Source organism: Brucella ciceri, from assembly GCF_041930145.1.
GTDB classification, from domain to species: Bacteria; Pseudomonadota; Alphaproteobacteria; order Rhizobiales; family Rhizobiaceae; genus Brucella; species Brucella intermedia.
Map to the genome: position 1 here is coordinate 43,650 of NZ_JBHEEV010000002.1, position 24,757 is coordinate 68,406.

The following is a 24,757-nucleotide window of genomic DNA, read 5'->3' on the forward strand; positions in this document are numbered from 1 at the left end:
TGGTTTCCGCAAGTTCATAACGCATGAGCGGCAATATGATGGCAAGCCGGAAAGCGGTGAAACCAACGCAATTGCGGGATTTTTTAGAACAATGCTGTTATCAACCGCACTTGTCGCCGAGATTGACAAATCGAGTTGACCGTCCCGCCTTCGCCCAAATTCTAGCTAACCGAATTGTAGTTTACATCGGTTGCATATTGACTTTTACGTAAATGCGGGAGCACAACTTAAGCTCTGAATCCAATTTGGTTTGGAGCATGGTCCGCTTGATATAAGGCAGAAATGTTTTGGTGCGCGAATATTATACGATCACGGAGCTGACCCGCGAGTTCGGTATTTCAACCCGTACTTTGCGCTTTTATGAAGATGAGGGCTTGATTGCTCCTGTGAGACGTGGCCGTACGCGATTGTTCCGCCCGGCCGATCGCCATCTGGTGAAGCAGATTCTGCGCGGCAAGCGACTTGGGTTTTCCATCGCGGAAATTCACGAGATCATTCAGATGTATCGCGAGCCGCCCGGGGAAACGGGGCAGCTGAAACTGCTCATGAAGCGCGTTGAGGAAAAACGCGCTGATCTTCGGCAGAAGCGGCGTGACATTGAAGAGACACTGGGCGAACTCGATCAGATCGAAGAGTCCTGCATCGAGCGCCTCGCCGAACTGGGCGTCAATACCTGAGTTGGCCTACTGAGCGTCGGGCACTGGAGAGCACATTTGTGCGATGGCTTGAACCGTGCTGTTGTTGTCCTGATCGATTTTGCCGCTGAAGACATCGTCGAACAGTTTCGCCTTGTCCAGTTCCGTCACCACACAGCCGCAGAACTGCTGACATAGCTGTTCGCTGCCGTTTTGCAGGCATGCAGCCACGCAGGACTGCGTGAAGGCTTCTCGCGGCGTCGGCTGTGCCGGGGGCATGAACTGCGAGAACAAGTAAACCATTGCGATCAGCACAGGCTGATGAATGAGATAGAAGGCCAGGCTGTGCCTGCCTATGAAGGTCAGCGGCTTTTCAAGAAAGCGTGGTTTGATCCCGCCAGCCAAAAGCTGCAGCCAGCCGAAGTGCTGGAAAAACCGTGCGGCAGCTATTCCGACAAGGACTGCGCCGAACCATGGAAACAGCGGTACGTAATCGTTGGAGCGCAGCGTTACGGTCGAAAGCCCCACCCAACTCAACGCTGGATGATTGAAAATATCAGCCCGCGCAAAAAGCGGAGCGCCGATAACGAATCCCGCAACGATCAAGGTTGCGATGGCTGGCAGGCGCAGAAACAGAAGGCCGAGTACACTTGCCAGAGCGATCTGGTGCAAGATGCCAAAGAAAATGAAACTGTCAGGAGACATATACCATGTGACGGCTGAAATCGCCGCCGCCGCTACAACGATCTGAGCCAGCCGTTTCGCCATCGGCTTCCAGCGGATTCCGTTGCCATGCGCCAGGACAAGGCTAAAGCCCACCAGAAACAGGAAGCTCGACGCGATGCAGCGCGCGAAAAGTTTCCATCCGCCGTGAGCAGCCGTTGCTGGCGCCATATAGCCGAAGAACTCGAGATCCCAGCCAAAGTGGTAGATCGCCATCGCGATCAGCGCAATTCCGCGCGCAATGTCGATGCGCCCAAGGCGAACCCGGGACGAGGGTGCGGTATCCTGGTGGGTGATGTTAGACATGGTTCCTTTCAGCTGGATAGCAATGTCCGGCGTTTTTCGATTCCCGGCAAATCTCTAACACAGCCATTTGCAACTCTGTAGTATGCGGAAGCACAGGGATTCGTGCTGGCGCTGGCGCAGGTAAATGGCAGATATTGGAGAGCTTGGTTGTTTTATAGTCTGTCGAAGATTTTTTGGCTGTTTTTTCAACCCGTTACGATAATATCTGTTCTCGTGCTGATTGCTTTGCTAGCCATCTGGCGAGGTATGCGCGGTTTCAGCATGGGGCTGCTGGCGCTGTCACTGGCCACGCTGTTTCTTGCCGCCTTTACGACGTTGGGTGCCGTTCTGCTGGCTCCTTTGGAAGACCGTTTCGCAAAGCCGGATGCGATGCCGCAACGTGTGGACGGGATCGTCGTGCTGGGCGGCTATATGAATGGCGAAATCAATGCGGGTCGCAAAGGCTTTGAGTTGAATAGCGCGGCTGATCGCATTTTTGAAGCAATGCGGTTGGCACGACTATACCCCGGCGCTCGGGTCATTATATCTGGCGGCGAGGGCGCATTCTTTGAAAAATCCGCCAAAGAAGCGGATAGTACCCGGCAGATGCTTGCCGATCTTGGCTTTTCCGGCGAGCGCTATATTTTTGAAAACAAATCTCGAAATACCGTCGAGAACGCGGTTTTCTCGAAGGAATTGGCTCAACCGAAGCCCGGTGAAACGTGGCTTCTGGTCACTTCGGCATATCATATGCCGCGGTCCATCGGGTGTTTTCGCAAGGCAGAGTTCGACGTTGTGGCCTGGCCGGTGGACTTCAAGACGCGCGCCAGAGAGCACTTTGCCCTTTATCTCGAATCCCCGAACGAAGCGCTTTCGCGGTTCAGCGTAGCCATGCGTGAGTGGGTAGGACTGGCCGCTTATTGGCTGGCTGGCAAGACAGATATGCTTTTGCCTCAACCCTGATGCTGCATTTTCGCCGTCACTTTAAAGCTTTCATTAACGTTATCGTTCGGTAACCGTTTGATAATTAATGTATAGTCGGATTGTGTGCCCGGCGCGTGGAATTCGTCGCCGCATTTCAGCCGTTTTTCATCGTTGCGTTCCGGTGATCACGAAGCTATATGATCGGTAACAGCGTTGTGAAGGGCGCTGTGTAAAAGAGTTGCACAACAAGGTTGCCAAAATTTCCATGGACGAAACCGTTCAAAAATCCTGCTGGGGTGTTACGCTCTGGGCAGTCATTGGTCTCGCTGCTGTCATTCTCATGGCCTATCTGTTCTCCGTCTAGAAGTCAGGCGGCATTGCGTATTCCGGAAATTTGATGCCGCATTTCGGCATTCCGTTTGCGTTGATCCTTTCCTACAACTATCTGATAGGAATGCGCGGATTCCGCGTTAGCGACTTTTTGCCCATTTTTGTCTAATATGGATGATCGGGTAAATCGCAAGCGGCGCTGCGACCAGGAATCAATCAGCCTTATGACGGCTGCAGAAGGTGTGGAATGTTTCTGTCGGTTTTCGATCTTTACAAGATTGGCATTGGGCCTTCCAGTTCTCATACGATGGGCCCGATGACGGCTGCACGCATGTTTCTCAACGAGGTGATCGGTGGGAACTGGCCAAGGCCGGCACATTCCAAGATTCACCGTCTGAAAGCGAGCCTGCATGGCTCTCTTGCTTATACAGGTGTAGGGCATGCAACGGACCGCGCCGTTATCCTGGGGCTGTGTGGCCATCTGCCGGATACGATTGACCCCGACATCATGGATGTTGAAGTCGAAAAGGTCTTTGCTGAGAAGAAGGTGAACCCGCAAGGGCATCCAGTCTACCACTTCGATCCGAAAGTTGATCTTGTGCTGGATCGGAAGACACCATTGCCGGGACATGCCAATGGCATGGCCTTTTCCGCATTTGACGCCGACGACAATCTCTTGCTGCGTCGCGCATATTTTTCCATCGGCGGCGGCTTTGTCGTGACGGAAGAAGAACTGAGCCGCGTTCAGCGCAGTGGAGCGAAGCAGGACGATAAGGCCGACGTGCCGTTCCCATTCCGAAATGCTGCCGAAATGCTTGAGATGGCCCATGATAGTGGGCTGTCGATTGCTGAAATGAAGCGAGCCAATGAAGAAAAGCATATGGCCCGCGGCGATCTGGATGACGGGCTTGATCGCATCTGGGGTGCCATGCGCGGCTGCATCGAGCGGGGATTGAGCCGCGATGGTGTGATGCCCGGTGGCTTGAATGTTCGCCGTCGTGCGCGCCAGCTTCACGACAAGCTACAGGACGACTGGCGCAATAACCGCAGCAACCCACTGCTGGCCAATGACTGGCTTTCCGTTTATGCGATGGCCGTCAACGAGGAAAATGCGTCGGGCGGCAGGGTAGTCACTGCTCCCACCAACGGTGCCGCTGGTGTCGTGCCGGCAGTTCTGCGTTATTACCTGCATTTTCATGATGATGCCGATCAGAAGGGCATAAGGGATTTTCTCCTGACTTCTGCCGCGATTGGCGGGGTCATCAAGCACAACGCGTCGATTTCAGGCGCGGAAGTCGGCTGTCAGGGCGAGGTGGGTTCCGCATCGGCCATGGCCGCAGCCGGTCTCGCAGCCGTGCTCGGCGGGTCGCCCGAACAGATTGAAAATGCCGCCGAAATAGCGCTTGAACACCACCTGGGCATGACCTGCGATCCGGTCGCCGGGCTTGTTCAGGTGCCGTGCATCGAGCGTAACGCGCTCGGCGCTGTAAAGGCCGTCACTGCCGCTTCGCTCGCCGTAAAGGGCGACGGCAAGCATTTTGTTCCGCTGGATGCCTGTATCGAGACGATGCGTCAGACCGGCCACGATATGAGCGAGCGTTACAAGGAGACCAGTCAAGGCGGTCTCGCGGTGAACGTGGTCGCCTGTTGATCCGCAATTCTTGGCAGAATGCGGTGCTCCCGGCTTGAAGCTCGCATTCGTCTTGGCTAAATCACCCGTATGGCTCTCAATCTCGTTAAACTTTGCGTCGGCTGCGACAGTATCGAAGATCTCGCAGCTTGGATCGATTTTCGCCTGGCGGAACAGCGCGCTGCAGGCCTCGTGCCGGAACAGTTCCATACAACGAGGATGGTACCCAAGCGGATCGACGAGTTGCTGGAGGGCGGCTCGCTTTACTGGGTTATCAAGGGCAATGTCCAGTGCCGTCAGCGTTTGCTGGATGTGCGCCCGTTCACGGATGAGCAGGGTATCAATCGCTGTCATCTGGTTTTGGAGCCTAAGGTCATTCCGACCGAGTGGCAGCCGCGCCGTGCGTTCCAGGGTTGGCGCTATCTGAATGACAATGAAGTCCCGCGTGACGAGTCCGCCGGTAAGGCAGGCAGGGCTGTCTTACCGGCAGAATTGCGGCAGGAACTGGCGGCGCTCGGATTGCTGTAGAGGTGACCTATCCATGAAAAAGGCCCTGCTTTTAAACGGCAGGGCCTTTTCGTTCTATCTGTGAAGTTTCAGTTTTCTATCGTCAGGCGGACTGAAACCCTATCGAAATTCACTGGCAAGGTCATGCGCATGGACGCACGCGGTTGAACCAGGCGCTTGTTGCGCGCCGCATGGCAGACGAGCAGTCCGACCAGATCGCGGGTCTGAAAGCCGGTACCGCGCCTTACATCCGCGATTCGCAATGCGGCCTGCTTAAGGCCTTGCACCGAGAACAGCGCGCCGAACGCTGATGCCTTGCCTTCATCCGGTGTCCAGTCGACAGTTTTGAACGGAGACTGACCGAAAGTTTCTCTCATATTTGACATCTCGAAACCCTCTACGCACTACAAATTCGGGTTTGAAGCTGGCAACGAGGAGGCGAGCCTCCTCGCTATCGATTAGTTCGCGACCGCATAGCAGCCGAAATTTTTCTTCTTGAGCGAGGCGCATGCGTCCCATGCAGCCTGCTTGGAAGAGAAGCCGACAAAGCGGGCGCGGTAGAAAGTTGCGCTGCCCTTGCTGAACGTTTCGGTATAGGGAGACGCTGCGCGCAGGGTGCCGCCTGCCGTGGCAGACGCCTTGGCCAGCATGTCACGTGCCTGGCCTTCGCTCGGCAGGGAGCCGATCTGGATGGCCCATCCGCCAGCCGCGGGCGCAGATGCGGTTGTAACCGGATCGACGTCCTGCGCCTGCGCAGATGGAACAGCTGCCTTTGGCGTTGGGCGGATCGCAGCCTGTGCGGCGAGCGCCGCAGGGCGTGCCGGTGGAGCTGCGAGCGCCAGAACCTGCGGCTGATCGCTGTCGCCTTCGCCGCTTTCATTGTTGATGAAATCTTCCACAGCCGCGGCCTCGCGTGTCACCGGAACGGGCGCGTTCTTCGCCTTGGGAAGATCGACCGAGGCAACGACCTGCGGAACATCGTTGCGCATAGCTACGAGCGGAGCAGCGTTACGGCTACGTGTCGCCATAGGAAGATATTTGCGAATGAGCTGCGCCATATGGGCGTCACGGCTTGCGCCGGTATTGCCGCCCATCACGACTGCCACGAGCCGACGGCCGTCGAGACTGACCGATGAGGCCAGATTATAGCCGGATGCATTGGTATAGCCGGTCTTGATACCGTCCACGCCTTCAACGCGACCGAGCAAACGGTTGTGACCATTGATGGTCTGGCCGCGGAAAACGAAGCTGCGGCGCGAGAAATAGGAGAATTCATTCGGAAAATGCTGGCGAAGCGCAATGCTGAGGATTGCCATGTCACGTGCCGTCGTATGCTGCGCCATGTTCGGCAGGCCCGACGCGTTACGGAAAGTCGTGTTGCGCATGCCGAGACGGCGCGCCTTTGCGGTCATCATCTGGGCAAAGCGTTCTTCCGAGCCCCCAAGATATTCTCCCACCGCTGTCGCTACGTCGTTGGCCGATTTCGTGATCATGGCCAGCGCGGCATCTTCAGCGCGGATACTCTGTCCCGGACGGAAACCGATTTTCGTGGGCGGACGCGCAGCCGCATAAGCGGAAACGGGGATACGCGTATCCTTGCTCATGCGACCTGCCTGCATGGCCTCGAACAGCATGTAGAGGGTCATCATCTTGGTGAGAGAGGCAGGATAGCGCTGCGCATCCGCATTCGAGGCGAACAGCGTCTTGCCGGTGTTCGCATCAATTACGATGGCTGCGTATCGGTCACCCGCCGCTATCGCCGGTATTGTTGTCGAAGCTGTCGAACACCCCGTTACAACTGCAAGAAGAAGGGTGGCTTGTGCCGCTCTTTTCAAGGCGTATGCGACTTTACTAAATGCGGTACGCACGATGATGACCTACCTGTATCCCGGATTTTTTAAACTGCGGCACAAAAGGCACACAGCGTCTAATTCGGTGATCCTACTGCCATCAGCGTTACCAATCCGTTTATGGTAACTGCATTGTTCATAAATTTCGGAAAAATTTGGGAGCGGGCAACGGGACCGGTAGCGGATATCGATAGGGCCCCTTTCGGCGTTCACGCAGATGTGTCATTGAACGGGAATCCCCCTTTCGTGGTGAAGGGGGCGATAACAACAAAAAAACCCGCTTTCGCGAGTTTAATTTTTACTGCTGCCTTATCGTATAGGAGGGGGAGGGGCAGCGACTTGAAATAAGTATGTGTTAAAAAGTTGCTTTCTAATATTATATAAAATGCACCTATTATCGTTCTGATTATATGTGCAAAATAGTATTTTTTTTCATAGGTCGAAATGGCAATTTGTATTCCGCTTTCTATAGGGTGGAACTTTTTGGGGCACAGTTAGCCCGGTCTGTATTTGAGAACTCAGGCATTTAGACCGCTATTTTATAAAGAACGCCCTTCAATTCGAGATACCATATAACTGTGTCAAGCCGCGTTATTGCAATAAGTCCCGGTTGCAAGTGCCAGTGAAGGGCTTAAAATCACCACATGACGACCTACATAATAGGGCAAGTTGGGTCAGGCAGATGGGCATCCGGGTAATAGGTTTCATGAGGCATCTCGATATAGTCATGCAAAGCAAGACCGACGGCGGGAATGGTCCGGAAAACGGCACCGTTGTGGTCACGCGCACGCAGCCGAAGACCAAGAAACCCAGCCTCTATCGTGTCCTGCTCCTCAACGACGACTACACACCCATGGAGTTCGTCGTTCATGTCCTGCAGCGGTTTTTCCAGAAGAACCGGGATGATGCCACGCGCATCATGCTGCATGTTCACAATCACGGGGTCGGCGAGTGCGGCGTATTTACATACGAAGTCGCCGAAACCAAAGTCAGCCAGGTCATGGATTTCGCCCGCCAAAACCAGCATCCGCTGCAATGCGTGATGGAGAAAAAGTGAGGTCATATGCCATCGTTCTCCCCAAGCCTTGAAAGGGCCCTGCATCAAGCCCTCACAATAGCAAACGAGCGGCATCACGAATATGCGACGCTCGAACACCTTTTGCTTGCCTTGATCGACGATCAGGATGCGGGCGCAGTGATGCGTGCCTGCAGCGTCGACCTTGAGCATCTCAAGCGTATCGTTACCGATTATATTGATCGTGAACTTGATAACCTGGTGACGGGTTATGACGAAGATTCCAAACCCACTGCCGCGTTTCAGCGGGTCATCCAGCGTGCGGTCATCCATGTGCAGTCCTCGAACCGTGAGGAAGTGACTGGCGCGAACGTGCTGGTTGCCATCTTTGCGGAACGGGAAAGCCATGCTGCCTATTTCCTCCAGGAACAGCAGATGACCCGTTACGACGCCGTGAATTATATTTCGCACGGCATTTCCAAACGTCCGCAGAGCAGCGAAACCCGTCCGCCGCGCGGCGCGGAGAGCCCGAGCGAAGAACGGACAAGCACCGAGCAGGAAGAAAGTGCGAAGAAAAAGCAGGACGCGCTGTCGGCTTACTGCGTCAATCTCAATGAGAAAGCCAAGGCTGGACGCATCGATCCACTGATCGGACGTGACAGCGAAATCAGCCGTACCATTCAGGTGCTTTGCCGCCGTTCGAAGAACAATCCGCTTTATGTGGGCGATCCGGGAGTTGGCAAAACCGCCATCGCCGAAGGTCTCGCCAAGCGGATCGTAGAAGGACAAGTGCCCGAGGCGCTGGCCGACGCGACGATCTTCTCGCTCGACATGGGTACGCTTCTGGCTGGCACCCGTTATCGTGGTGACTTTGAAGAACGCCTGAAGCAGGTAGTCAAGGAACTCGAGGAGTATCCGGGTGCGGTCCTGTTCATCGATGAAATTCACACGGTCATCGGCGCTGGCGCTACCTCAGGAGGCGCAATGGACGCGTCGAACCTGTTGAAGCCTGCGCTTTCGTCGGGCGCTATCCGCTGCATCGGATCCACCACCTATAAGGAATATCGTCAGTTCTTCGAGAAAGATCGCGCCTTGGTGCGTCGTTTCCAAAAAATCGATGTCAACGAGCCTTCGATCCCGGATGCGATTGAAATCATGAAGGGGCTGAAGCCTTACTTCGAGGATTTCCACAAGGTCAAGTACACCGTCGATGCCATCAAGACGGCGGTGGAATTGTCTGCGCGTTATATTTCGGATCGCAAGTTGCCCGACAAGGCAATCGACGTGATTGACGAAACGGGCGCCAGCCAGATGCTCTTGCCCGAGAACAAGCGCAAGAAGACCATCGGCGTAAAGGAAATCGAAGCGACAATCGCAACGATGGCCCGTATCCCGCCGAAATCGGTGTCGAAGGATGACGAACAGGTTCTGTCACATCTGGATGCAGAGCTGAAGCGCGTCGTTTATGGTCAGGATTTGGCAATCGAAGCTCTGTCGGCCTCGATCAAGCTCGCCCGTGCGGGGCTGCGTGAACCGGACAAGCCAATCGGCTCCTATCTGTTCTCCGGCCCTACTGGCGTCGGCAAGACGGAAGTCGCCAAGCAACTGGCAAGTTCGCTCGGTGTCGAACTGCTGCGTTTCGATATGTCGGAATATATGGAGCGCCATACCGTCTCGCGGCTTATTGGTGCCCCTCCCGGCTATGTCGGATTCGATCAGGGCGGTCTTCTGACAGATGGGGTCGATCAGCATCCGCATTGCGTGCTGCTGCTCGATGAAATCGAGAAGGCGCATCCGGACCTGTTCAACATCCTGTTGCAGGTAATGGATCATGGCTCGCTGACCGATCATAACGGCAAGAAGATCGACTTCCGCAACGTGATCCTGATCATGACCACCAACGCCGGTGCGTCGGATATGGCCAGGGCAGCAATCGGCTTCGGTTCCACACGTCGCGAAGGCGATGACATGGAAGCGATCAACCGTCTGTTTACGCCGGAATTCCGTAACCGACTGGATGCGATCATTCCGTTCGGCCCGCTGCCGGTTCCGGTCATCCATCAGGTGGTGCAGAAGTTTGTGCTTCAGCTTGAAGCACAGCTTGCTGAACGCGGTGTAACTTTCGAACTGACCGAAGGTGCAATCGCCTGGCTGGCCGACAAGGGATACGACGAGCGCATGGGTGCACGTCCGCTGGGCCGGGTTATCCAGGAGCACATCAAGAAGCCATTGGCCGATGAAGTGCTGTTCGGAAAACTCAAGCACGGCGGCACGGTTCGCGTGAACGTGGTAACCAAGCCTGACGGAAAAACCGATCTGTCGTTGGAAAGTGTCACCGACAAGCCGGTCAGTCCGAAAAAGGACATTCCGGCTGAAAAGAAGCAGTTGCAACGCAAGAAGGCTGCTCCGAAGAAGGCTGAAAAGGAAAAAGTGCTGGCGGGCAAGGACGAACCGGCACCCAAAACGACCTCGAAGTCTTCGGCGACCAAGTCCTCGGTGCCGAAGGTGCCGCGCAAGAAATAGTCGGGATAGAAACGGCCCCTCCGGGGCCGTTTTTTCTTGAATCCGTGACGAGCATGGACAAAAACTGAGGTTTTCCTATTCTGGCGGAAGAAACCGGGTGCAACTTGCTTGGACCTTGCTCTAACGTGGCTCCATGCCACCGATTCACCTCAGTCCTCCTGAACATAATCCAGAAGATCAACGCCACATACGATGGTTTCTGCGCGGTTGTATGCGCATTTGCAGCATTCCGGCTCTATTGTTGATGAGTTCATTCATCGGCTTTGCCGGGCTGGCAATCGAAAGCGGAATTACAGTTGTTCAGGCGGTTTTCATGACCCTGACCATCTGGGCTCTTCCGGCCAAGGTCGTTTTGATCGGCGCGATCAGCGCCGGCGTGGCTTTGCCTGCCGCAGCTCTCGCCGTCGGGCTGTCGTCGGTGCGTTTGATGCCTATGGTGGTTGCACTGCTTCCCGAATTGCAGGGTCCGAAGACCCGGAAACTGACGCTGGCGGCCTTGTGTCATTTCGTGGCTGTCACCGCGTGGGTCATGGCCATGGAAGAGTTGCGCAAGATACCGCGTGATATGAGAACCAGTTATTTTGCGGGAATCGGAATGGTGCTGGTGGGAACCAATGCGATCATCGTCGCAATCGTCTATTCGTTATCGACGTCTTTTCCGCCAATCGTTTTTGCTGCACTTTTCATGCTGACGCCGATGTATTTTCTGACATCGCTCTGGCGTTCAGCCAGGGAGCGGGCAGGGCGGGTTGCGATGGTTTCCGGGATCGCTCTGTTTCCCATATTTCATCATCTGGTCCCGGGATATGATCTGCTGATCACGGGTATTCTCGGCGGGCTGATAGCGTTCGGCTTTTATAGGATGCGTCAAATACCAGCAGGAGCGGGTGAATGAACTGGGACAGTTTTTCAACCTGGTGGTGGCCGTTCGTGTTTATCCTGCTGGCGGGAGCGTTGCCGACCTATCTGTTCCGCGTGATGGGAGTGCTGGTTGGCGGGCGGTTACGGGAGGATTCCGAGGCGCTTGTTCTCGTACGATGCATCGCAACCGCGCTGGTTGCAGGCGTTATTGCGCAGCTTATTCTCTATCCCAATGGAGAACTGGCCAACTCGCCGCTGTGGTTGCGCGCTGGTTCCGCCGTAGCAGGATTTGCCGCTTTCATCATGACCGGCAAGCGATTGCTGGTCGGTGTTCTGGTCGCGGAAATCCTGCTGGTGATCGGTCTGCTTACACTTTGAAAGTTTGAGTCATATCAAATTGCTGCGCGGATTTTTTCAGCGTTTGCTGAAAGAACTGCGGCGTCTTCCATCTGTCCCGTATGGGGCTTGAGCGCGACGCCTTCAAAACGCGGGATCACATGGAAATGCAGGTGATAGACGGTCTGGCCGGATGCAGGTTCATTGAATTGCATGACCGTTACCCCATCGGCGTTGAAAGCCGTTTTTACGGCCTGTGCGATTTTTTGCACAACCTGGATAACGTTCGCGAGGGTTTCCGGCTTGGCATCGAGCAGGTTGCGGGAAGGTGCCTTTGGCACGACCAGCGTGTGGCCCGTGCCTTGCGGCATCACATCCATGAAGGCAACGACATCGTCGGTTTCATAAACACGGGTGGATGGAATTTCACCGCGCAGAATCTTGGCGAAGATATTATTGTCGTCGTAGGTAGCGGGCATGCGATTCTCTCCAATGCGGAATGTTTGAATGGATCAGACCGCATCTATTCCTGTTAGGCAAGGTGGATCGGTTCATGCGTCCCTGAATGGGGAGTGTTCATCCAAAGCGCTCTGGATTTGCTCGACTTCGCGACGCTCATGCTCAAGATAATCGCGCACTGCATTCCGAAAACCCTCATGGACAATATAATGCGCCGAATGGGTCGTGACCGGCACATAACCGCGCGCGATTTTATGCTCGCCTTGTGCGCCAGCCTCCACGACACTCAGTTTTCGATCGATGGCAAAATCGATTGCCTGATGATAGCAAACTTCAAAATGCAGGTAGGGATGATCTTCAATGCAGCCCCAGTGCCGGCCGAAGAGCGTGTCACCCCCGATGAAATTGATTGCACCGGCGATATAATGCCCGTTGCGTTTTGCCATGATGAGCAGGATGTCCTCGGCCATGCTTTCGCCGATCAGCGAAAAGAACTGCCTGTTTAGATAGGGCCGCCCCCATTTGCGGCTGCCCGTATCGATGTAGAACGCAAAGAAATCATCCCAGACGGCTTCCGTGAGGTCGCTGCCGGTCAGCCAGTCGATTTCTATGCCGTCCGACAAGGCCTCGCGGCGTTCCTTTTTTAACGCTTTGCGTTTCCGGGATATAAGTTCGCTCAGAAAGTCATCATAGCTTTTAAAGTTGTTGTTTTTAAAGTGAAACTGCTGATCAGTGCGATGGAGAAAGCCTGCGCGCTCCAGTGCGATGATCTCATCGGGCAGTGCAAATGTAACATGCGCGGATGAAACACCGGTCTGGTCCGCCAGTTCCCGCAATCCGCCAGCCAGCGCCAGCCGAACCGTTTCGCTTTCATAAGCGACGTGATTGATCAGGCGCGGGCCGGTAGCTGGTGTGAAAGGCACTGCTGCCTGAAATTTGGGGTAATATCGGCCTCCGGCGCGATCAAAAGCATCCGCCCAGCCGTGGTCGAAGACATATTCGCCCTGGCTATGTCCTTTGAGATAGTTTGGTACCACTCCGATGAGACTGCCCCGATCGTCTTCAAGGCGCAAATGCTTCGGAAGCCAGCCCGCCTTTCGGGAAACCGAGCCCGACTCTTCCAGAGCCAACAGGAAGTTACGGGTAATGAAGGGATTGTAGTTCGCGTCCTGTCGGGAAGCCCCGACAAGACTGCTCCATTCGTCCTTCGTGAATTCGCTGATATTCTCAACGACACGGAGAACGAAGCTTTGCTCATTCCGCGGGTCTTCGTCGTTCACCGCTATTCCTTTGCCGTTATCGCGCATGTTGCGGCGCTCGGCGTGTTGTCGTCAAGCTAACAGGGCGCGTGGATCAAAACCTTCGAACGTGATCTGATCGACATTGAGATCGCTATGCTTCTGCATTTCGCGATCTCGAACGGTCCAACTGATCACCGGCATGTGCAACTTCTTCTGAACGAAAGTGACGAACGGGTTGGGCAGATGATGCACATTATAGGATACGAAGGAAATGCCATGCGCCAGCATGGAGAAATGTCTTTCAAAATCTTCCGTGTGGGTACCTTCGGCGGTAAGCCCTCCCGGGATTCCCGGCGCATCTGCTGCAAAGCGGCGGATCAGGTGGTGATCGAAAGACATGACGGCCGCTTCGCCCTTATAAGACGCCAATTCTTTGGCAACGGCGGCCACCAGACCGTCATCCTTACCTTCTATGCCCTTCAATTCGATGACAAGAGGAACACGGCCATCGACCAGATCAAGCATCTGACGAAGCGTCGGCACGTGATCGGCGGTGCCGCCGACCTTGAGCGCGGTCGCTTCGGCAAGCGTCAAATCGCTGATGTAGCCTTCGCGACCGGCGAGACGCTTCAGCTCGTCATCATGAAAGACGACCACGCCGCCATCACGGGTGAGATGAACATCGCATTCAATGGCGAATCCCGCTTTGGCTGCCGCCTCAAACGCCGAAAGGGTGTTTTCCCAGCGTTCCTTGTTAAGATCGTGCAATCCACGATGAGCGACGGGGCGCTTCTTGATCCAGTCAATGGACGTCATGTCACGCAACCTCGATGATTGCTTCTATTTCGACAGGTGCGTTGAGCGGCAGGCTGGCAACGCCGACTGCGGAGCGGGCATGTTTGCCAGCGTCGCCGAGGACTGCGACGAGGAGATCGGATGCGCCATTGGCAACCAAATGCTGCTCCATAAAGTCGGGCGTTGAAGCCACGAAAGCCGTAATTTTTACAATTCGCTTGATGCGGCCGAGGTCGCCAAGTGCCGCCTTTGCTTGGGCAAGAATGTTGACAGCACAGGCGCGTGCCGCCGCTTGTCCGTGCGCAACTGTCAGCTCGTCTCCGATCTGGCCAGTATGCACCAGCTTGCCGCCTTCGAGTGGAAGCTGGCCAGAAGTGAGCAGCAAAGAGCCGCTTTGGGCAAAAGGAACATAGTTTGCGGCGGGTGCGGCGGCTTCCGGGATGGATATACCCAGATTTTTAAGGCGGCTGTCGATCGTGTCGGTCATTATATTAATCCTTGCTTGCAAAGGTACTTCGCGATCTACCTATAAGCAGAATCGGTGAAGCTTTGGGGAAGGGTGCTTTTTTTGCCTCGCTTCCGCCACGAGTTTTTTTATCATGCTCGTCAACTCATCGGGAGATTCATGTATGCGTTTTTTCAAGAGTGCGGTTGCGGCGAGTGGAACGGCTGCTTGTATATGGGCCGGATTTGCGGTCGCCGCTCATGCGGCCTCGACGGTAACGTTGGTTCCACATCGCGCAGTCTATGATCTGACTCTGGATCGAGCCGATGAAAAATCAGGGATCAGTGGTTTGACCGGCCGCATGGTGTATGAGTTTAACGGATCGGCATGTGAAGGCTACACCACCAATTTCCGTTTCGTGACCCGGATCGATATGGAAGAGCAGCCGCAGCGCGTGACCGACCAGCAGACGACGACGTTCGAAGGAGCGGACGGAAAGAACTTCCGCTTCGTCAACAAGACCTTCGTGGACAAGGAACTGGTCAAGGAAGTGCGTGGCGACGCGAAGCTCGAGGGCGGCAAGACCGTCGTCGAGTTGAGCAAGCCGAAGGAAAACAAGCTTGACCTCAAAGGAACACAATTTCCCACTGGTCATATGGAAGAACTGATCGGCAAGGCGGAAGCCGGGCAGAAGTTCTACCAGACATCGCTGTTTGATGCTTCCGAAGATGCCGACCGGGTGGTTGCAACCACCGTTGTCGTCGGCAAGGAACAGGCGCTGCCGGACGACGAGACCAAGATCATGGGCAAGTTTTCCAAGGATCAGGTCTGGCCGGTAACGATTGCCTATTTCGATGACAAGGAAAAGCAGGACGGCCTGCCCATCTATCGCATCAATTTCAAGCTTTATCGCAATGGAATTACCCGCGACCTTACCATGGATTATGGAGATTTCTCCATGCGGGGAAAACTTGTGAAGCTTGATATCTATGATACGGCAAAACAGGCTGGAACCTGCAAGTAGACGCCTTGGTGGGCATGTTTGTTAGCCCGTTCAGTGCTATATTGTGCAGACGACTTGCATTTTGCGGCGTGATCAGTTAACAGCGCGCCTATTCCACACACGGGATTGGGCTTTTGTCGGGAGAAATCCGGCAAAAACCTCCGGTGGCGAGAAATCGCCTCAGCCCGTGGAGGTTAAACCGGAAAAGGAAAATAAAGATGGCATTGCCTGATTTCAGCATGCGCCAGCTTCTGGAAGCTGGTGTTCACTTCGGCCACCAGACCCACCGCTGGAACCCGAAAATGGCACCATACATCTATGGTGACCGCAACAATATCCACATTCTCGATCTGTCCCAGACCGTTCCTCTGCTGCACAACGCGCTGAAGATCGTTTCGGACACGGTTGCCCGCGGCGGCCGCGTTCTGTTCGTTGGCACGAAGCGTCAGGCTTCGGACATCATTGCCGATGCTGCCAATCGTTCGGCACAGTATTACGTCAATGCACGCTGGCTCGGCGGCATGATGACGAACTGGAAGACGATCTCCAATTCGATCCAGCGTCTGCGCAAGCTCGACGAACTGCTGGCTGGCGAAGCTCAGGGCTTCACCAAGAAGGAACGCCTCAACCTTGAGCGCGAGCGTGAAAAGCTTGACCGCGCCCTCGGCGGTATCAAGGACATGGGCTCGGTCCCGGACCTGATGTTCATCATCGACACCAACAAGGAAGCGATTGCCATTCAGGAAGCCAAGCGTCTTGGTATTCCGGTCGTAGCCGTGATCGATTCGAATTGCGATCCGGACCAGATCGATTACCCGATCCCGGGCAACGATGACGCCGCACGCGCTATCGCCCTGTATTGCGATCTGATTGCCCGCGCTGCCCTCGACGGCATTGCGCGTCAGCAGGGTGCGATGGGCATCGACATCGGTGCACAGGCTGAGGCTCCGGTAGAGCCAGCCCTCGAAGCTCCGGCTGAAGGCGCTTAATCAGCGTATGATTTCATCCATCCGTCATATCTGTGATAGGGCGGGTGGATAATCTCGTTTCATCCCGGTGCGAGATTGTGATTCCTGTAGTGCAACGCTCAGGTCAGGTCGCGATCCAGAAACCAAGCGCCGGTTAAAAGTTGGCACACCCTTTCGGTGTGCCTTCGCTTTCATGAAAGGCGACATCATGAGCATTTCCGCATCTCTCGTCAAAGAACTCCGCGACCTCACCGGCGCCGGCATGATGGACTGCAAGGCAGCACTTGCCGAAACCAATGGCGACATCGACGCTGCCGTTGACTGGCTGCGCGCCAAGGGTATTGCAAAGGCTGACAAGAAAGCTGGCCGCACGGCTGCTGAAGGTCTGGTCGGCGTTGCAGCTTCCGGCAACAAGGCTGTTGTCGTTGAAGTAAACTCCGAAACCGACTTCGTTGCCCGCAACGATGCTTTCCAGGATCTGGTCCGCAAGATCGCCCAGGCTGCTCTGTCGACCGATGGCTCGACCGAAGCTGTGGCCGACGCCAAGATCGATGGCAAGACCGTTACCGAAACGGCAAAGGACGCTGTTGCCACGATCGGTGAAAACATTGGCTTCCGCCGTTCGGCTGCGCTGACCGTTCCGCAGGGCGTTGTCGCGACCTACATTCACAACGGTGTTGCTGATGGCCTCGGCAAGCTGGGCGTTCTCGTTGCAATCGAAACCGCTGGCGATGCAGAAGCTGCAAACGCATTCGGTCGCCAGGTTGCCATGCACGTCGCTGCAATCAACCCGCTGGCTCTGACCGCCGAAGATGTCGACCCGGCTGCTGCCGAGCGCGAAAAGGCGATCTTCATCGAGCAGGCTCGCGAATCCGGCAAGCCGGACAATATCATCGAAAAGATGATCGAAGGCCGCATGCGCAAGTTCTACGAGGAAGTCGTTCTTCTTTCGCAGGCTTTCGTTATCAATCCTGACCTGACGGTTGCAGCTGCCCTCAAGGAAGCTGAAAAGACCATCGGTGCGCCGGCCAAGATCACGGGCTTTGCCCGTATCGCTCTCGGTGAGGGCATCGAAAAGGAAGAAACCGACTTCGCTGCTGAAGTAGCTGCTGCAGCCAAGGGCTGAGCCGGTCGGTTTTTCAGCGCATCTCGCCCGAAAATAGGTTTTCCCTTTTCGGAATGCGTTGATTGCCTGAAAAGGCTTTTGATTACGAAGGGCATCGCGTGACAACGCGGTGCCCTTCGTGTATCGGAACCCGAACACATCCACTTGATCACCATCTGCGGAGAGCATCCAATGCCAGGTCAACCCGCCTACAAACGCGTCCTTTTGAAAGCCTCAGGTGAGGCATTGATGGGCAGCCAGGGCTTTGGCATCGATGTTTCCGTTGCAGACCGTATTGCAAGCGATATCAAGCAGGCACGGTCGCTTGGGGTCGAAGTCGGCGTCGTCATTGGCGGCGGTAATATTTTCCGTGGCGTGGCAGTGGCCTCGAAAGGTGGCGACCGCGTGACGGGCGACCACATGGGAATGCTGGCCACGGTGATCAATTCTCTTGCGCTGCGTACCTCCCTGCACAAGATCGGTGTCGACTCCGTCGTGCTCTCGGCCATCGCCATGCCTGAAATCTGTGAGAGCTTCTCGCAGAGACAGGCTACGGCCTACATGGATGAGGGCAAGGTCGTGATCTTTGCTGGCGGTACTGGAAATCCATTCTTCACGACGGATTCGGCGGCGGCTCTTCGCGCTGCCGAAATCGAGGCGGACGCGCTTTTGAAGGGCACGCAGGTCGACGGAATTTATTCCGCCGACCCGAAGAAAGATCCGAACGCCACGCGTTTCGATCGTCTGACGCACAAGGAAGTTCTCGATCGCGGGCTTGCGGTCATGGATACAGCCGCTGTTGCCCTTGCGCGTGAGAACAACATTCCGATAATAGTCTATTCCATCCATGAAAACGGCGGCTTGGCCGAAATTCTGCAAGGCAAGGGGCGCTGCACGATCGTTTCCGATAATTGATCGGCCCTTGCTGCGTATCGAAGGAGAAAATGCATGAGTGATGCTTTCGACATCAACGACCTGAAACGCCGCATGGAAGGCGCTATCAACTCTTTGAAGCACGATCTTGGTGGCCTGCGCACGGGCCGTGCTTCCGCAAGCTTGCTGGAGCCGATCGTGATTGAAGCCTATGGCTCGACAATGCCGATCAACCAGGTTGCAAATATTACCGTTCCCGAATCGCGCATGCTTTCGGTCTCCGTCTGGGACAAGAGCATGGTGGGCGCCGTGGAACGCGCAATTCGCGATTCAGGCCTCGGCCTCAATCCGATCACCGACGGTACGACGCTGCGCATTCCGCTGCCGGAGTTGAATGAACAGCGCCGCAAGGAACTGGTCAAGATTGCACATCAATACGCCGAGCAGGGCCGCATCGCTGCCCGCCATGTGCGTCGCGACGGCATGGATACGCTGAAAAAGCTGGAGAAAGACAGCCTCATCAGTCAGGATGATAGCCGTGTTCTGTCGGAAAAAGTGCAGAAGCTGACTGACGAAACCATTGCAGAGATGGATAAGATCGTTGCCGTGAAAGAAGGGGAGATCATGCAGGTCTAGGACTTGCATGGTTTTCATTGAAGGAGAGCTTCGCCATGTCCGAACCGCGCCACATCGCCATTATCATGGATGGCAATGGCCGTTGGGCGAAGGCACGCAACTTGCCCCGCAGTGCCGGACATCGGGCAGGTGTGGAAGCTCTTCGCGAGACGGTGCGGGCAGCCGGGGATCGTGGCCTCGGCTACCTGACTTTGTTCGCATTCTCTTCTGAAAACTGGTCGCGCCCGAGTGGAGAGGTGAATGACCTCCTCGGCTTGCTGAAGATTTTCATCCGTCGCGATCTCGCGGAGCTGCACCGCAATAATGTGCGCGTCAGTATCATCGGCGAACGCGAGGAGCTTGCCCCCGATATCAGGACGCTGTTGGTAGAAGCAGAAACGCTTACGCATCGCAATACCGGCCTCAACCTGATCATAGCTTTCAACTACGGTTCCCGCGACGAGATCGTTCGTGCCGTGCGAAGCCTGGCGCGCGACGTTGCCGCTGGCCTGCTTGATCCGGCGTCCATTTCCGCTGAACTGATTTCCGCAAATCTTGATACGGCGGGGATACCCGATCCGGATCTTATCATCCGCACGAGCGGAGAAATGCGGCTGTCGAATTTCCTGCTCTGGCAAGCGGCATATTCGGAATTCCTATTCCTGCCCATTCACTGGCCGGATTTTCGTTCATCGGACCTCGACGCTGCCTATGATGCTTTTCGCCAGCGGGAGCGTCGATTCGGCGGTGTTGAAGTGCGAGCAGGAATTGAAGAACTCGAAGAAGAAATCGCATGCCCTTCGACCAAGGGGGCGGCAGTCTAAAGTGGTTCCTGAGAATCGGAACCACTGAAATGCTCTAGTAAGGCGCAAGCCGGTCCGTCGAAAGGTCTCAATGTCCAATCTGCAAACCCGTATCATTACTGCTATTGTTCTCGGTGCAGCTGCCTTGTGGCTGACATGGATTGGCGGTTTGGGTTTCACGCTGTTTTCGATTGCGATCGGATTGGCCATGTTCCATGAGTGGACCAGCTTGACCGCACCCAAGCAGACCCTTTTTTCTCGAGCATTCGGTTGGGGATGGCTGGTTTTTACGAGTATTCTGCTCGTTATGGACCGCTCTGCGTTGCTGACCATCGGCGTTCTGATAGCGGGCACGCTTATACTTTTGCTCACCCAATGGCGGGCAGGGCGCGGCTGGCCAGCGGCAGGACTATTCTATGCGGGTTTCTCCGCCGTTTCGCTTTCGCTCCTGCGCGGCGACGAACCTTTCGGCTTTACTGCCATTGTTTTTCTTTTCGCTGTGGTCTGGTCCACAGATATCGCAGCCTACTTCAACGGCCGGGCACTGGGTGGGCCGAAGCTGGCGCCGCGCTTCTCGCCGAACAAGACGTGGTCCGGCGCGATCGGTGGCGCCGCTGCCGCGGTGGCCGGTGGCATCCTGGTTGCCTCTCTGGTGGCGGCCCCAGGCAGCTGGCTTGTACCGCTGCTCGCGCTCCTGCTGTCCGTCGTATCGCAGATCGGCGACCTCGCGGAATCATGGGTGAAGCGCCAGTTCGGCGCAAAGGATTCAGGGCGCCTGCTACCAGGACATGGCGGTGTATTGGACCGTGTTGACGGACTCGTAGCTGCTGCCGCACTTTTGTACCTGTTTGGTGCAATTTTCGCCGAGCCAGACGTGCCGTCCGCGATTTACTTCAGTTTCTAAGGGCGCAAGGAATTGTTCAAATTCATTCGGTTTTTTGGCGACCCGCTAGTGTTTTGTAAGGAGCAGTGATTTGCAGGACGCGTTGGCCTTTTTTCTGGGTGGCGAAAGCCTGCTTGTCGGGACCATCATTCCTTTTCTGTTCGTTTTGACCGTTGTGGTCTTTGTCCATGAAATGGGCCACTATCTGGTTGCGCGCTGGTGCGGCATCGGCTCCCAGGCTTTTTCCATCGGTTTTGGGCCCGAATTGATCGGTTTCACGGATAAGCACGGAACGCGATGGAAGATTTCCGCAATCCCGCTTGGCGGCTACGTCAAGTTCATTGGCGATGAGAGTGCCACGAGTTCTCCGGTGGACGTCAATAATGCGAGCCTGAGCGTGGATGAGCAGCGAAGGGCGTTTCACACCCAACCTGTTTGGAAGCGCGCGGCGACGGTCTTTGCCGGACCTGCTTTCAATATTATTCTGACTGTCGTCATCTTCAGTGTGTTCTTCGCGCTTTACGGCCGTCAGATTTCTGATCCGCTTATCGCGGGTGTTCAGCCGGGCAGTCCAGCAGCTGAGGCCGGGTTTGAGGCTGGAGATCGCTTCATCAGCGTCGACGGCGAAAAAATCACCACTTTTTCCGATGTGCAGCGCATCGTATCCGGGCGAGCCGGGGACAAGCTGAATTTCACCGTCGAGCGTGATGGCAAGATGGTTGATCTTCAAGCTGTTCCGGCAATTGTCGAGCGCACCGATCCGCTTGGAAACAAGATCAAGCTTGGTGCTATCGGTGTGGAAACCACTGAAGCTGTAGGCAATTTCCGCCGGATTGAATACGGCCCGCTCGAATCAGTGGCACAAGCTGTCATGGAAACGGGCTATATTATTGGTCGCACCGGAGAGTTTTTTCAGCGCTTTGCGGTCGGCCGTGAGGATAAATGCCAGCTTGGTGGGCCAGTCAAGATTGCCAATATGGCTGGCAAGGCAGCAAGCCAGGGATTTGATTGGCTCATCCAGTTGATGGCGATGTTATCTGTCGGCATCGGGCTTTTGAACCTGTTTCCGCTGCCTCCGCTGGATGGCGGTCATCTGGTTTTCTATGCGGTGGAGGCCATCAAGGGCAGTCCGGTGTCTGCCGCAGCGCAGGATATTTTCTATCGTGCCGGGTTCTTACTTGTTATGGGATTCATGGGGTTCGTACTTTTCAACGACCTGTTTGCCTGCTAGATGACTCTCCGGCTGGCTCAGGTGGTGATCTTGGGGATCGGTGCAGGCTGGAGGTTCCAGCGAGCAAACCGCTATGATGCGTTTCTTCTCCGGCGAGGACCGGGGAAGGTGTTAAACAGAAATGAAGGTTGGGAGTGACTGCTGGAAAAGCTAAGCGATTTGTTTACCATAACACCTAAATCGCGTGGCGCGGATGCCACGCTGGTTGCTTAAGTAAACAGAATTTAACCGTGACGCTTGCTTGTATGGAAAAACCGGGTATGACGGTTGTATCTGTACGTGCTTTTCTGGGTTAATCGCCCCGGGGACAGAAAGAAACGAAGGTTCGGAAAGCCTATGACGGCAAGTTCTAAATTCTTTGGCGCCGCTTCTGCGCTCGCCATGTCAGTGGCTCTTGTGGCTTCGGGTACTGCTGCACTCTCGCTGGCTTCGGTCAATGTTGCCGAGGCTGCTGTCGTTAGCCGTATCGAGGTACGCGGTAATACACGCGTCGACGCGCAGTCCATCCGTGACAATATCGATATTCGTCCGGGCAAGGCCTTCACCAGCGCCGATATTGATGCTGCGGTGAAGCGTCTGTTTGCGATGGGGCTGTTCTCGGATGTCCGCATCAACCAGTCCGGCAGCACCCTCGTCGTCAACGTTACCGAGCGCTCGGTTGTCAACAATGTCCTCTTCCAGGGCAATAAGAAGATCAAGGATCCCGATCTTGCCCGCGCAGTTCAGCTCAAGGCTCGCTCGCCTTACGACGCTGCAACGATGGAAGCGGATGTCGAAGCAATCAAGGGAGCATATGCACATATCGGGCGCAGCGATGCGACTGTGAATGCGCGTACCGTTGATCTCGGCCAGGGCCGTGTAAACGTTGTTTATGAAATCAACGAAGGCTCGCGTACCAAGATTGCGAACGTCGATTTTGTCGGCAATCAGGCTTTCAGTTCCCGTCGTCTGCGTGATGTGATTTCGACCAAGCGTTCGAATCCGCTTTCGTGGCTGACGCGTAACGACGTCTACGACGAAGGTCGTCTTCAGGCCGACGAAGAAACGCTCCGCCGTTTCTATTACAATCGCGGCTATGCGGATTTCCGCGTCATTTCGTCCAATGCTGTGCTCGATCCTTCGACGAACGAATACACGATCACCATCACGGTAGATGAAGGTCAGCGCTATACGTTCGGCAATGTCAGCGTCGAGAGCAACGTGGCTGGTGTCGACGGGCAGGCTCTTGATCATCTGGTCAAGACGCGCTCGGGTAAGCCTTACAGCGCGAAGGAAATCGAGGATTCTGTTCTGGCGGTTACCGAAAATGTCGCTGGAAGCGGTTACGCTTTTGCGAAAGTCGAGCCGCGTGGCGATCGTGATTTCGAAAACCGCACGATCTCGGTCGTTTACAGCGTCGATGAAGGTCCGCGCGCTTACATTCAGCGCATTGAAATCCGCGGCAACGATAAAACCCGCGATTTCGTGATTCGCCGCGAATTCGATGTGAATGAAGGTGATGCCTTCAATCAGGTCATGGTGCAGCGCGCAAAGCGTCGTCTGGAAGCGCTTGATTTCTTCCAGACCGTCAATATTTCGACCGCACCTGGCTCTGAGCCGGATCAGGTCATTCTGGTTGTTGATGTCGTTGAAAAGTCGACCGGTGAATTCTCGATTGGCGGTGGCTATACCACCGGTGGGGAATCACCAGGTGCGCAGGTTGAAGCTGCTATCACCGAGCGTAACTTCCTCGGACGTGGCCAGTATATCCGTATCAGCGCGGGTGCCGGTCAGGACGATATGCGCAATTACGGCCTGTCGTTTACCGAGCCATATTTCCTCGGTTACCGCCTCTCGGCTGGCTTTGACGTTTTCCGTCGTACATACCGCGTAAACGACGACTACGACGTCGAACAGACCGGTGGTACCATCCGTTTCGGCCTGCCGATCACGGATAACTTCTCGGCAGGTATCGCGTATAACCTGGTTCAGGAAAAGTACGATCTTTTCCGGGCGGATGCCGATAACTATTATGCTCCAGCCTTGCTTGAAGCTGCCGAACATAGCCCGTGGTTGCGTTCTTCGATCAGCTATTCGCTGACCTATAACTCCATCGATGACATGAAGAACCCGCATGACGGTCTTTATGGGAAGTTCACGCAGGAGTTTGCTGGTCTGGGTGGTGACGCCAAGTACATCAAGACCACGTTCAAGGGTAACTACTACAAGACGCTTTCTCAGGAAGCCGATATCGTCGGTATGCTGGGCATCGGCGGTGGTTATATCCATGAATTTGGTGATGATGGCGTCCGTATCTTCGACTTGTTCAAGAACAATTCGGACATCATTCGTGGCTTTAAGTTCAATGGTATCGGTCCGTACCAGGATGCTGCGAACGGCAAGCGTTACTGGATGGGCGGTACGACCTACATCAATGGTACGGCTGAAGTTCAGTTCCCGATGCCATTGGTTCCTGAAAGCCTGGGTATCCGTGGCGCCGTGTTCGCAGATGCTGCAACGCTCTATGGCAACGACTCCTCGCAGGGCGGTTCTCCGATCTATGGCGACGACAAGAAGCTTCGTGCTTCGGCAGGTGTCAGCTTGATGTGGGCTTCTCCGTTCGGTCCGCTGCGCTTTGACTATGCGTTCCCGATCGCGAAGGCTGATACCGACAAGGTTCAGAACTTCAACTTCGGTGTTTCGACCAAGTTCTAATAGATTTGCCTTTTCCCGGGGTA

The 24,757-nt window shown here is 55.3% G+C and carries 24 protein-coding genes; 17 read left to right on the forward strand and 7 right to left on the reverse strand.

What is annotated here, in order from left to right; translation table 11 throughout:
• Positions 1 to 290: 290 nt before the first annotated feature.
• Positions 291 to 677 carry a MerR family transcriptional regulator gene (locus JNC63_RS03410; protein WP_006471625.1) on the forward strand — a complete coding sequence of 129 codons (387 nt, stop codon included), beginning with the start codon at positions 291 to 293 and terminating at the stop codon, positions 675 to 677.
• Positions 678 to 683: 6 nt separating this feature from the next.
• On the opposite strand, the gene JNC63_RS03415 is transcribed toward JNC63_RS03410, so the two are convergent.
• Complete coding sequence (locus JNC63_RS03415) at positions 684 to 1,664, reverse strand: heparan-alpha-glucosaminide N-acetyltransferase (protein WP_063882161.1); 981 nt, start codon at positions 1,662 to 1,664, stop codon at positions 684 to 686.
• 147 nt (positions 1,665 to 1,811) lie between these two features.
• Between JNC63_RS03415 and JNC63_RS03420 the strand changes: the two genes are divergently transcribed.
• The 3 genes from JNC63_RS03420 (at position 1,812) to JNC63_RS03430 (ending at position 5,055) form a co-directional block, all read left to right on the forward strand.
• Positions 1,812 to 2,606: a YdcF family protein gene (locus tag JNC63_RS03420; protein ID WP_063882163.1), complete on the forward strand. Its 795-nt coding sequence runs from the start codon at positions 1,812 to 1,814 to the stop codon at positions 2,604 to 2,606.
• Positions 2,607 to 3,144: 538 nt separating this feature from the next.
• Positions 3,145 to 4,548 (forward strand): L-serine ammonia-lyase, encoded by a 1,404-nt coding sequence (locus tag JNC63_RS03425; RefSeq protein WP_063882164.1) that lies wholly within the window; start codon positions 3,145 to 3,147, stop codon positions 4,546 to 4,548.
• 69 nt (positions 4,549 to 4,617) lie between these two features.
• The gene (locus JNC63_RS03430; protein ID WP_063882166.1) at positions 4,618 to 5,055 is read left to right on the forward strand and encodes a DUF1489 family protein; all 438 of its coding nucleotides are present in this window, start codon (positions 4,618 to 4,620) and stop codon (positions 5,053 to 5,055) included.
• A gap of 68 nt (positions 5,056 to 5,123) precedes the next feature.
• On the opposite strand, the gene JNC63_RS03435 is transcribed toward JNC63_RS03430, so the two are convergent.
• A complete protein-coding gene (locus JNC63_RS03435; RefSeq protein WP_063882168.1) occupies positions 5,124 to 5,420 on the reverse strand; it encodes a hypothetical protein in 297 nt (98 codons plus the stop codon).
• A gap of 72 nt (positions 5,421 to 5,492) precedes the next feature.
• A complete protein-coding gene (locus JNC63_RS03440; RefSeq protein WP_063882170.1) occupies positions 5,493 to 6,902 on the reverse strand; it encodes a D-alanyl-D-alanine carboxypeptidase family protein in 1,410 nt (469 codons plus the stop codon).
• Between the two features lie 709 nt (positions 6,903 to 7,611).
• On the opposite strand from JNC63_RS03440, the gene clpS reads away from it, so the two are divergent.
• From clpS to JNC63_RS03460, 4 genes are all read left to right on the forward strand, one after another.
• Positions 7,612 to 7,941 carry an ATP-dependent Clp protease adapter ClpS gene (gene clpS / locus JNC63_RS03445; protein WP_036565154.1) on the forward strand — a complete coding sequence of 110 codons (330 nt, stop codon included), beginning with the start codon at positions 7,612 to 7,614 and terminating at the stop codon, positions 7,939 to 7,941.
• Between the two features lie 6 nt (positions 7,942 to 7,947).
• Entirely contained in the window at positions 7,948 to 10,422 is a 2,475-nt protein-coding gene (gene clpA, locus JNC63_RS03450) for an ATP-dependent Clp protease ATP-binding subunit ClpA (RefSeq protein WP_063882173.1), read from the forward strand.
• A gap of 244 nt (positions 10,423 to 10,666) precedes the next feature.
• Positions 10,667 to 11,317, forward strand: coding sequence for an AzlC family ABC transporter permease (locus tag JNC63_RS03455; RefSeq protein WP_245670686.1), 651 nt, complete (start codon positions 10,667 to 10,669; stop codon positions 11,315 to 11,317).
• On the forward strand, positions 11,314 to 11,661 hold the full coding sequence (locus tag JNC63_RS03460; protein WP_063882176.1) for an AzlD domain-containing protein: 348 nt from the start codon (positions 11,314 to 11,316) through the stop codon (positions 11,659 to 11,661). The genes JNC63_RS03455 and JNC63_RS03460 overlap by 4 nt, the downstream gene beginning before the upstream one ends.
• Before the next feature lie 14 nt (positions 11,662 to 11,675).
• On the opposite strand, the gene JNC63_RS03465 is transcribed toward JNC63_RS03460, so the two are convergent.
• From JNC63_RS03465 to JNC63_RS03480, 4 genes are all read right to left on the reverse strand, one after another.
• On the reverse strand, positions 11,676 to 12,098 hold the full coding sequence (locus JNC63_RS03465) for an HIT family protein (protein WP_006466958.1): 423 nt from the start codon (positions 12,096 to 12,098) through the stop codon (positions 11,676 to 11,678).
• 72 nt (positions 12,099 to 12,170) lie between these two features.
• Positions 12,171 to 13,358, reverse strand: a complete 1,188-nt coding sequence (locus JNC63_RS03470) for a GNAT family N-acetyltransferase (protein ID WP_081255565.1) — start codon at positions 13,356 to 13,358, stop codon at positions 12,171 to 12,173.
• A 51-nt stretch (positions 13,359 to 13,409) separates the two neighbouring features.
• Complete coding sequence (locus JNC63_RS03475) at positions 13,410 to 14,135, reverse strand: glycerophosphodiester phosphodiesterase (protein ID WP_374846118.1); 726 nt, start codon at positions 14,133 to 14,135, stop codon at positions 13,410 to 13,412.
• 1 nt (position 14,136) lies between these two features.
• Positions 14,137 to 14,601 carry a RidA family protein gene (locus tag JNC63_RS03480; protein WP_063882181.1) on the reverse strand — a complete coding sequence of 155 codons (465 nt, stop codon included), beginning with the start codon at positions 14,599 to 14,601 and terminating at the stop codon, positions 14,137 to 14,139.
• A 142-nt stretch (positions 14,602 to 14,743) separates the two neighbouring features.
• Here JNC63_RS03480 and eipB point away from each other — a divergent pair, with 142 nt between their 5' ends.
• The 9 genes from eipB (at position 14,744) to bamA (ending at position 24,734) form a co-directional block, all read left to right on the forward strand.
• Complete coding sequence (gene eipB / locus JNC63_RS03485; RefSeq protein WP_063882183.1) at positions 14,744 to 15,583, forward strand: cell envelope integrity protein EipB; 840 nt, start codon at positions 14,744 to 14,746, stop codon at positions 15,581 to 15,583.
• A 197-nt stretch (positions 15,584 to 15,780) separates the two neighbouring features.
• A complete protein-coding gene (gene rpsB / locus JNC63_RS03490; RefSeq protein WP_006466952.1) occupies positions 15,781 to 16,551 on the forward strand; it encodes a 30S ribosomal protein S2 in 771 nt (256 codons plus the stop codon).
• 187 nt (positions 16,552 to 16,738) lie between these two features.
• A complete protein-coding gene (tsf, locus tag JNC63_RS03495; protein ID WP_006471614.1) occupies positions 16,739 to 17,656 on the forward strand; it encodes a translation elongation factor Ts in 918 nt (305 codons plus the stop codon).
• Positions 17,657 to 17,827: 171 nt separating this feature from the next.
• The gene (gene pyrH, locus JNC63_RS03500; RefSeq protein ID WP_006471613.1) at positions 17,828 to 18,550 is read left to right on the forward strand and encodes a UMP kinase; all 723 of its coding nucleotides are present in this window, start codon (positions 17,828 to 17,830) and stop codon (positions 18,548 to 18,550) included.
• Between the two features lie 33 nt (positions 18,551 to 18,583).
• Complete coding sequence (gene frr, locus JNC63_RS03505; protein WP_006466949.1) at positions 18,584 to 19,144, forward strand: ribosome recycling factor; 561 nt, start codon at positions 18,584 to 18,586, stop codon at positions 19,142 to 19,144.
• Positions 19,145 to 19,179: 35 nt separating this feature from the next.
• Positions 19,180 to 19,947 carry an isoprenyl transferase gene (locus tag JNC63_RS03510; protein ID WP_063882185.1) on the forward strand — a complete coding sequence of 256 codons (768 nt, stop codon included), beginning with the start codon at positions 19,180 to 19,182 and terminating at the stop codon, positions 19,945 to 19,947.
• A gap of 70 nt (positions 19,948 to 20,017) precedes the next feature.
• A complete protein-coding gene (locus JNC63_RS03515; protein ID WP_374846119.1) occupies positions 20,018 to 20,830 on the forward strand; it encodes a phosphatidate cytidylyltransferase in 813 nt (270 codons plus the stop codon).
• A 70-nt stretch (positions 20,831 to 20,900) separates the two neighbouring features.
• Positions 20,901 to 22,040 carry an RIP metalloprotease RseP gene (rseP, locus tag JNC63_RS03520; RefSeq protein WP_063882188.1) on the forward strand — a complete coding sequence of 380 codons (1,140 nt, stop codon included), beginning with the start codon at positions 20,901 to 20,903 and terminating at the stop codon, positions 22,038 to 22,040.
• A gap of 336 nt (positions 22,041 to 22,376) precedes the next feature.
• Positions 22,377 to 24,734 carry an outer membrane protein assembly factor BamA gene (gene bamA / locus JNC63_RS03525; RefSeq protein WP_063882190.1) on the forward strand — a complete coding sequence of 786 codons (2,358 nt, stop codon included), beginning with the start codon at positions 22,377 to 22,379 and terminating at the stop codon, positions 24,732 to 24,734.
• Positions 24,735 to 24,757 lie beyond the last annotated feature (23 nt).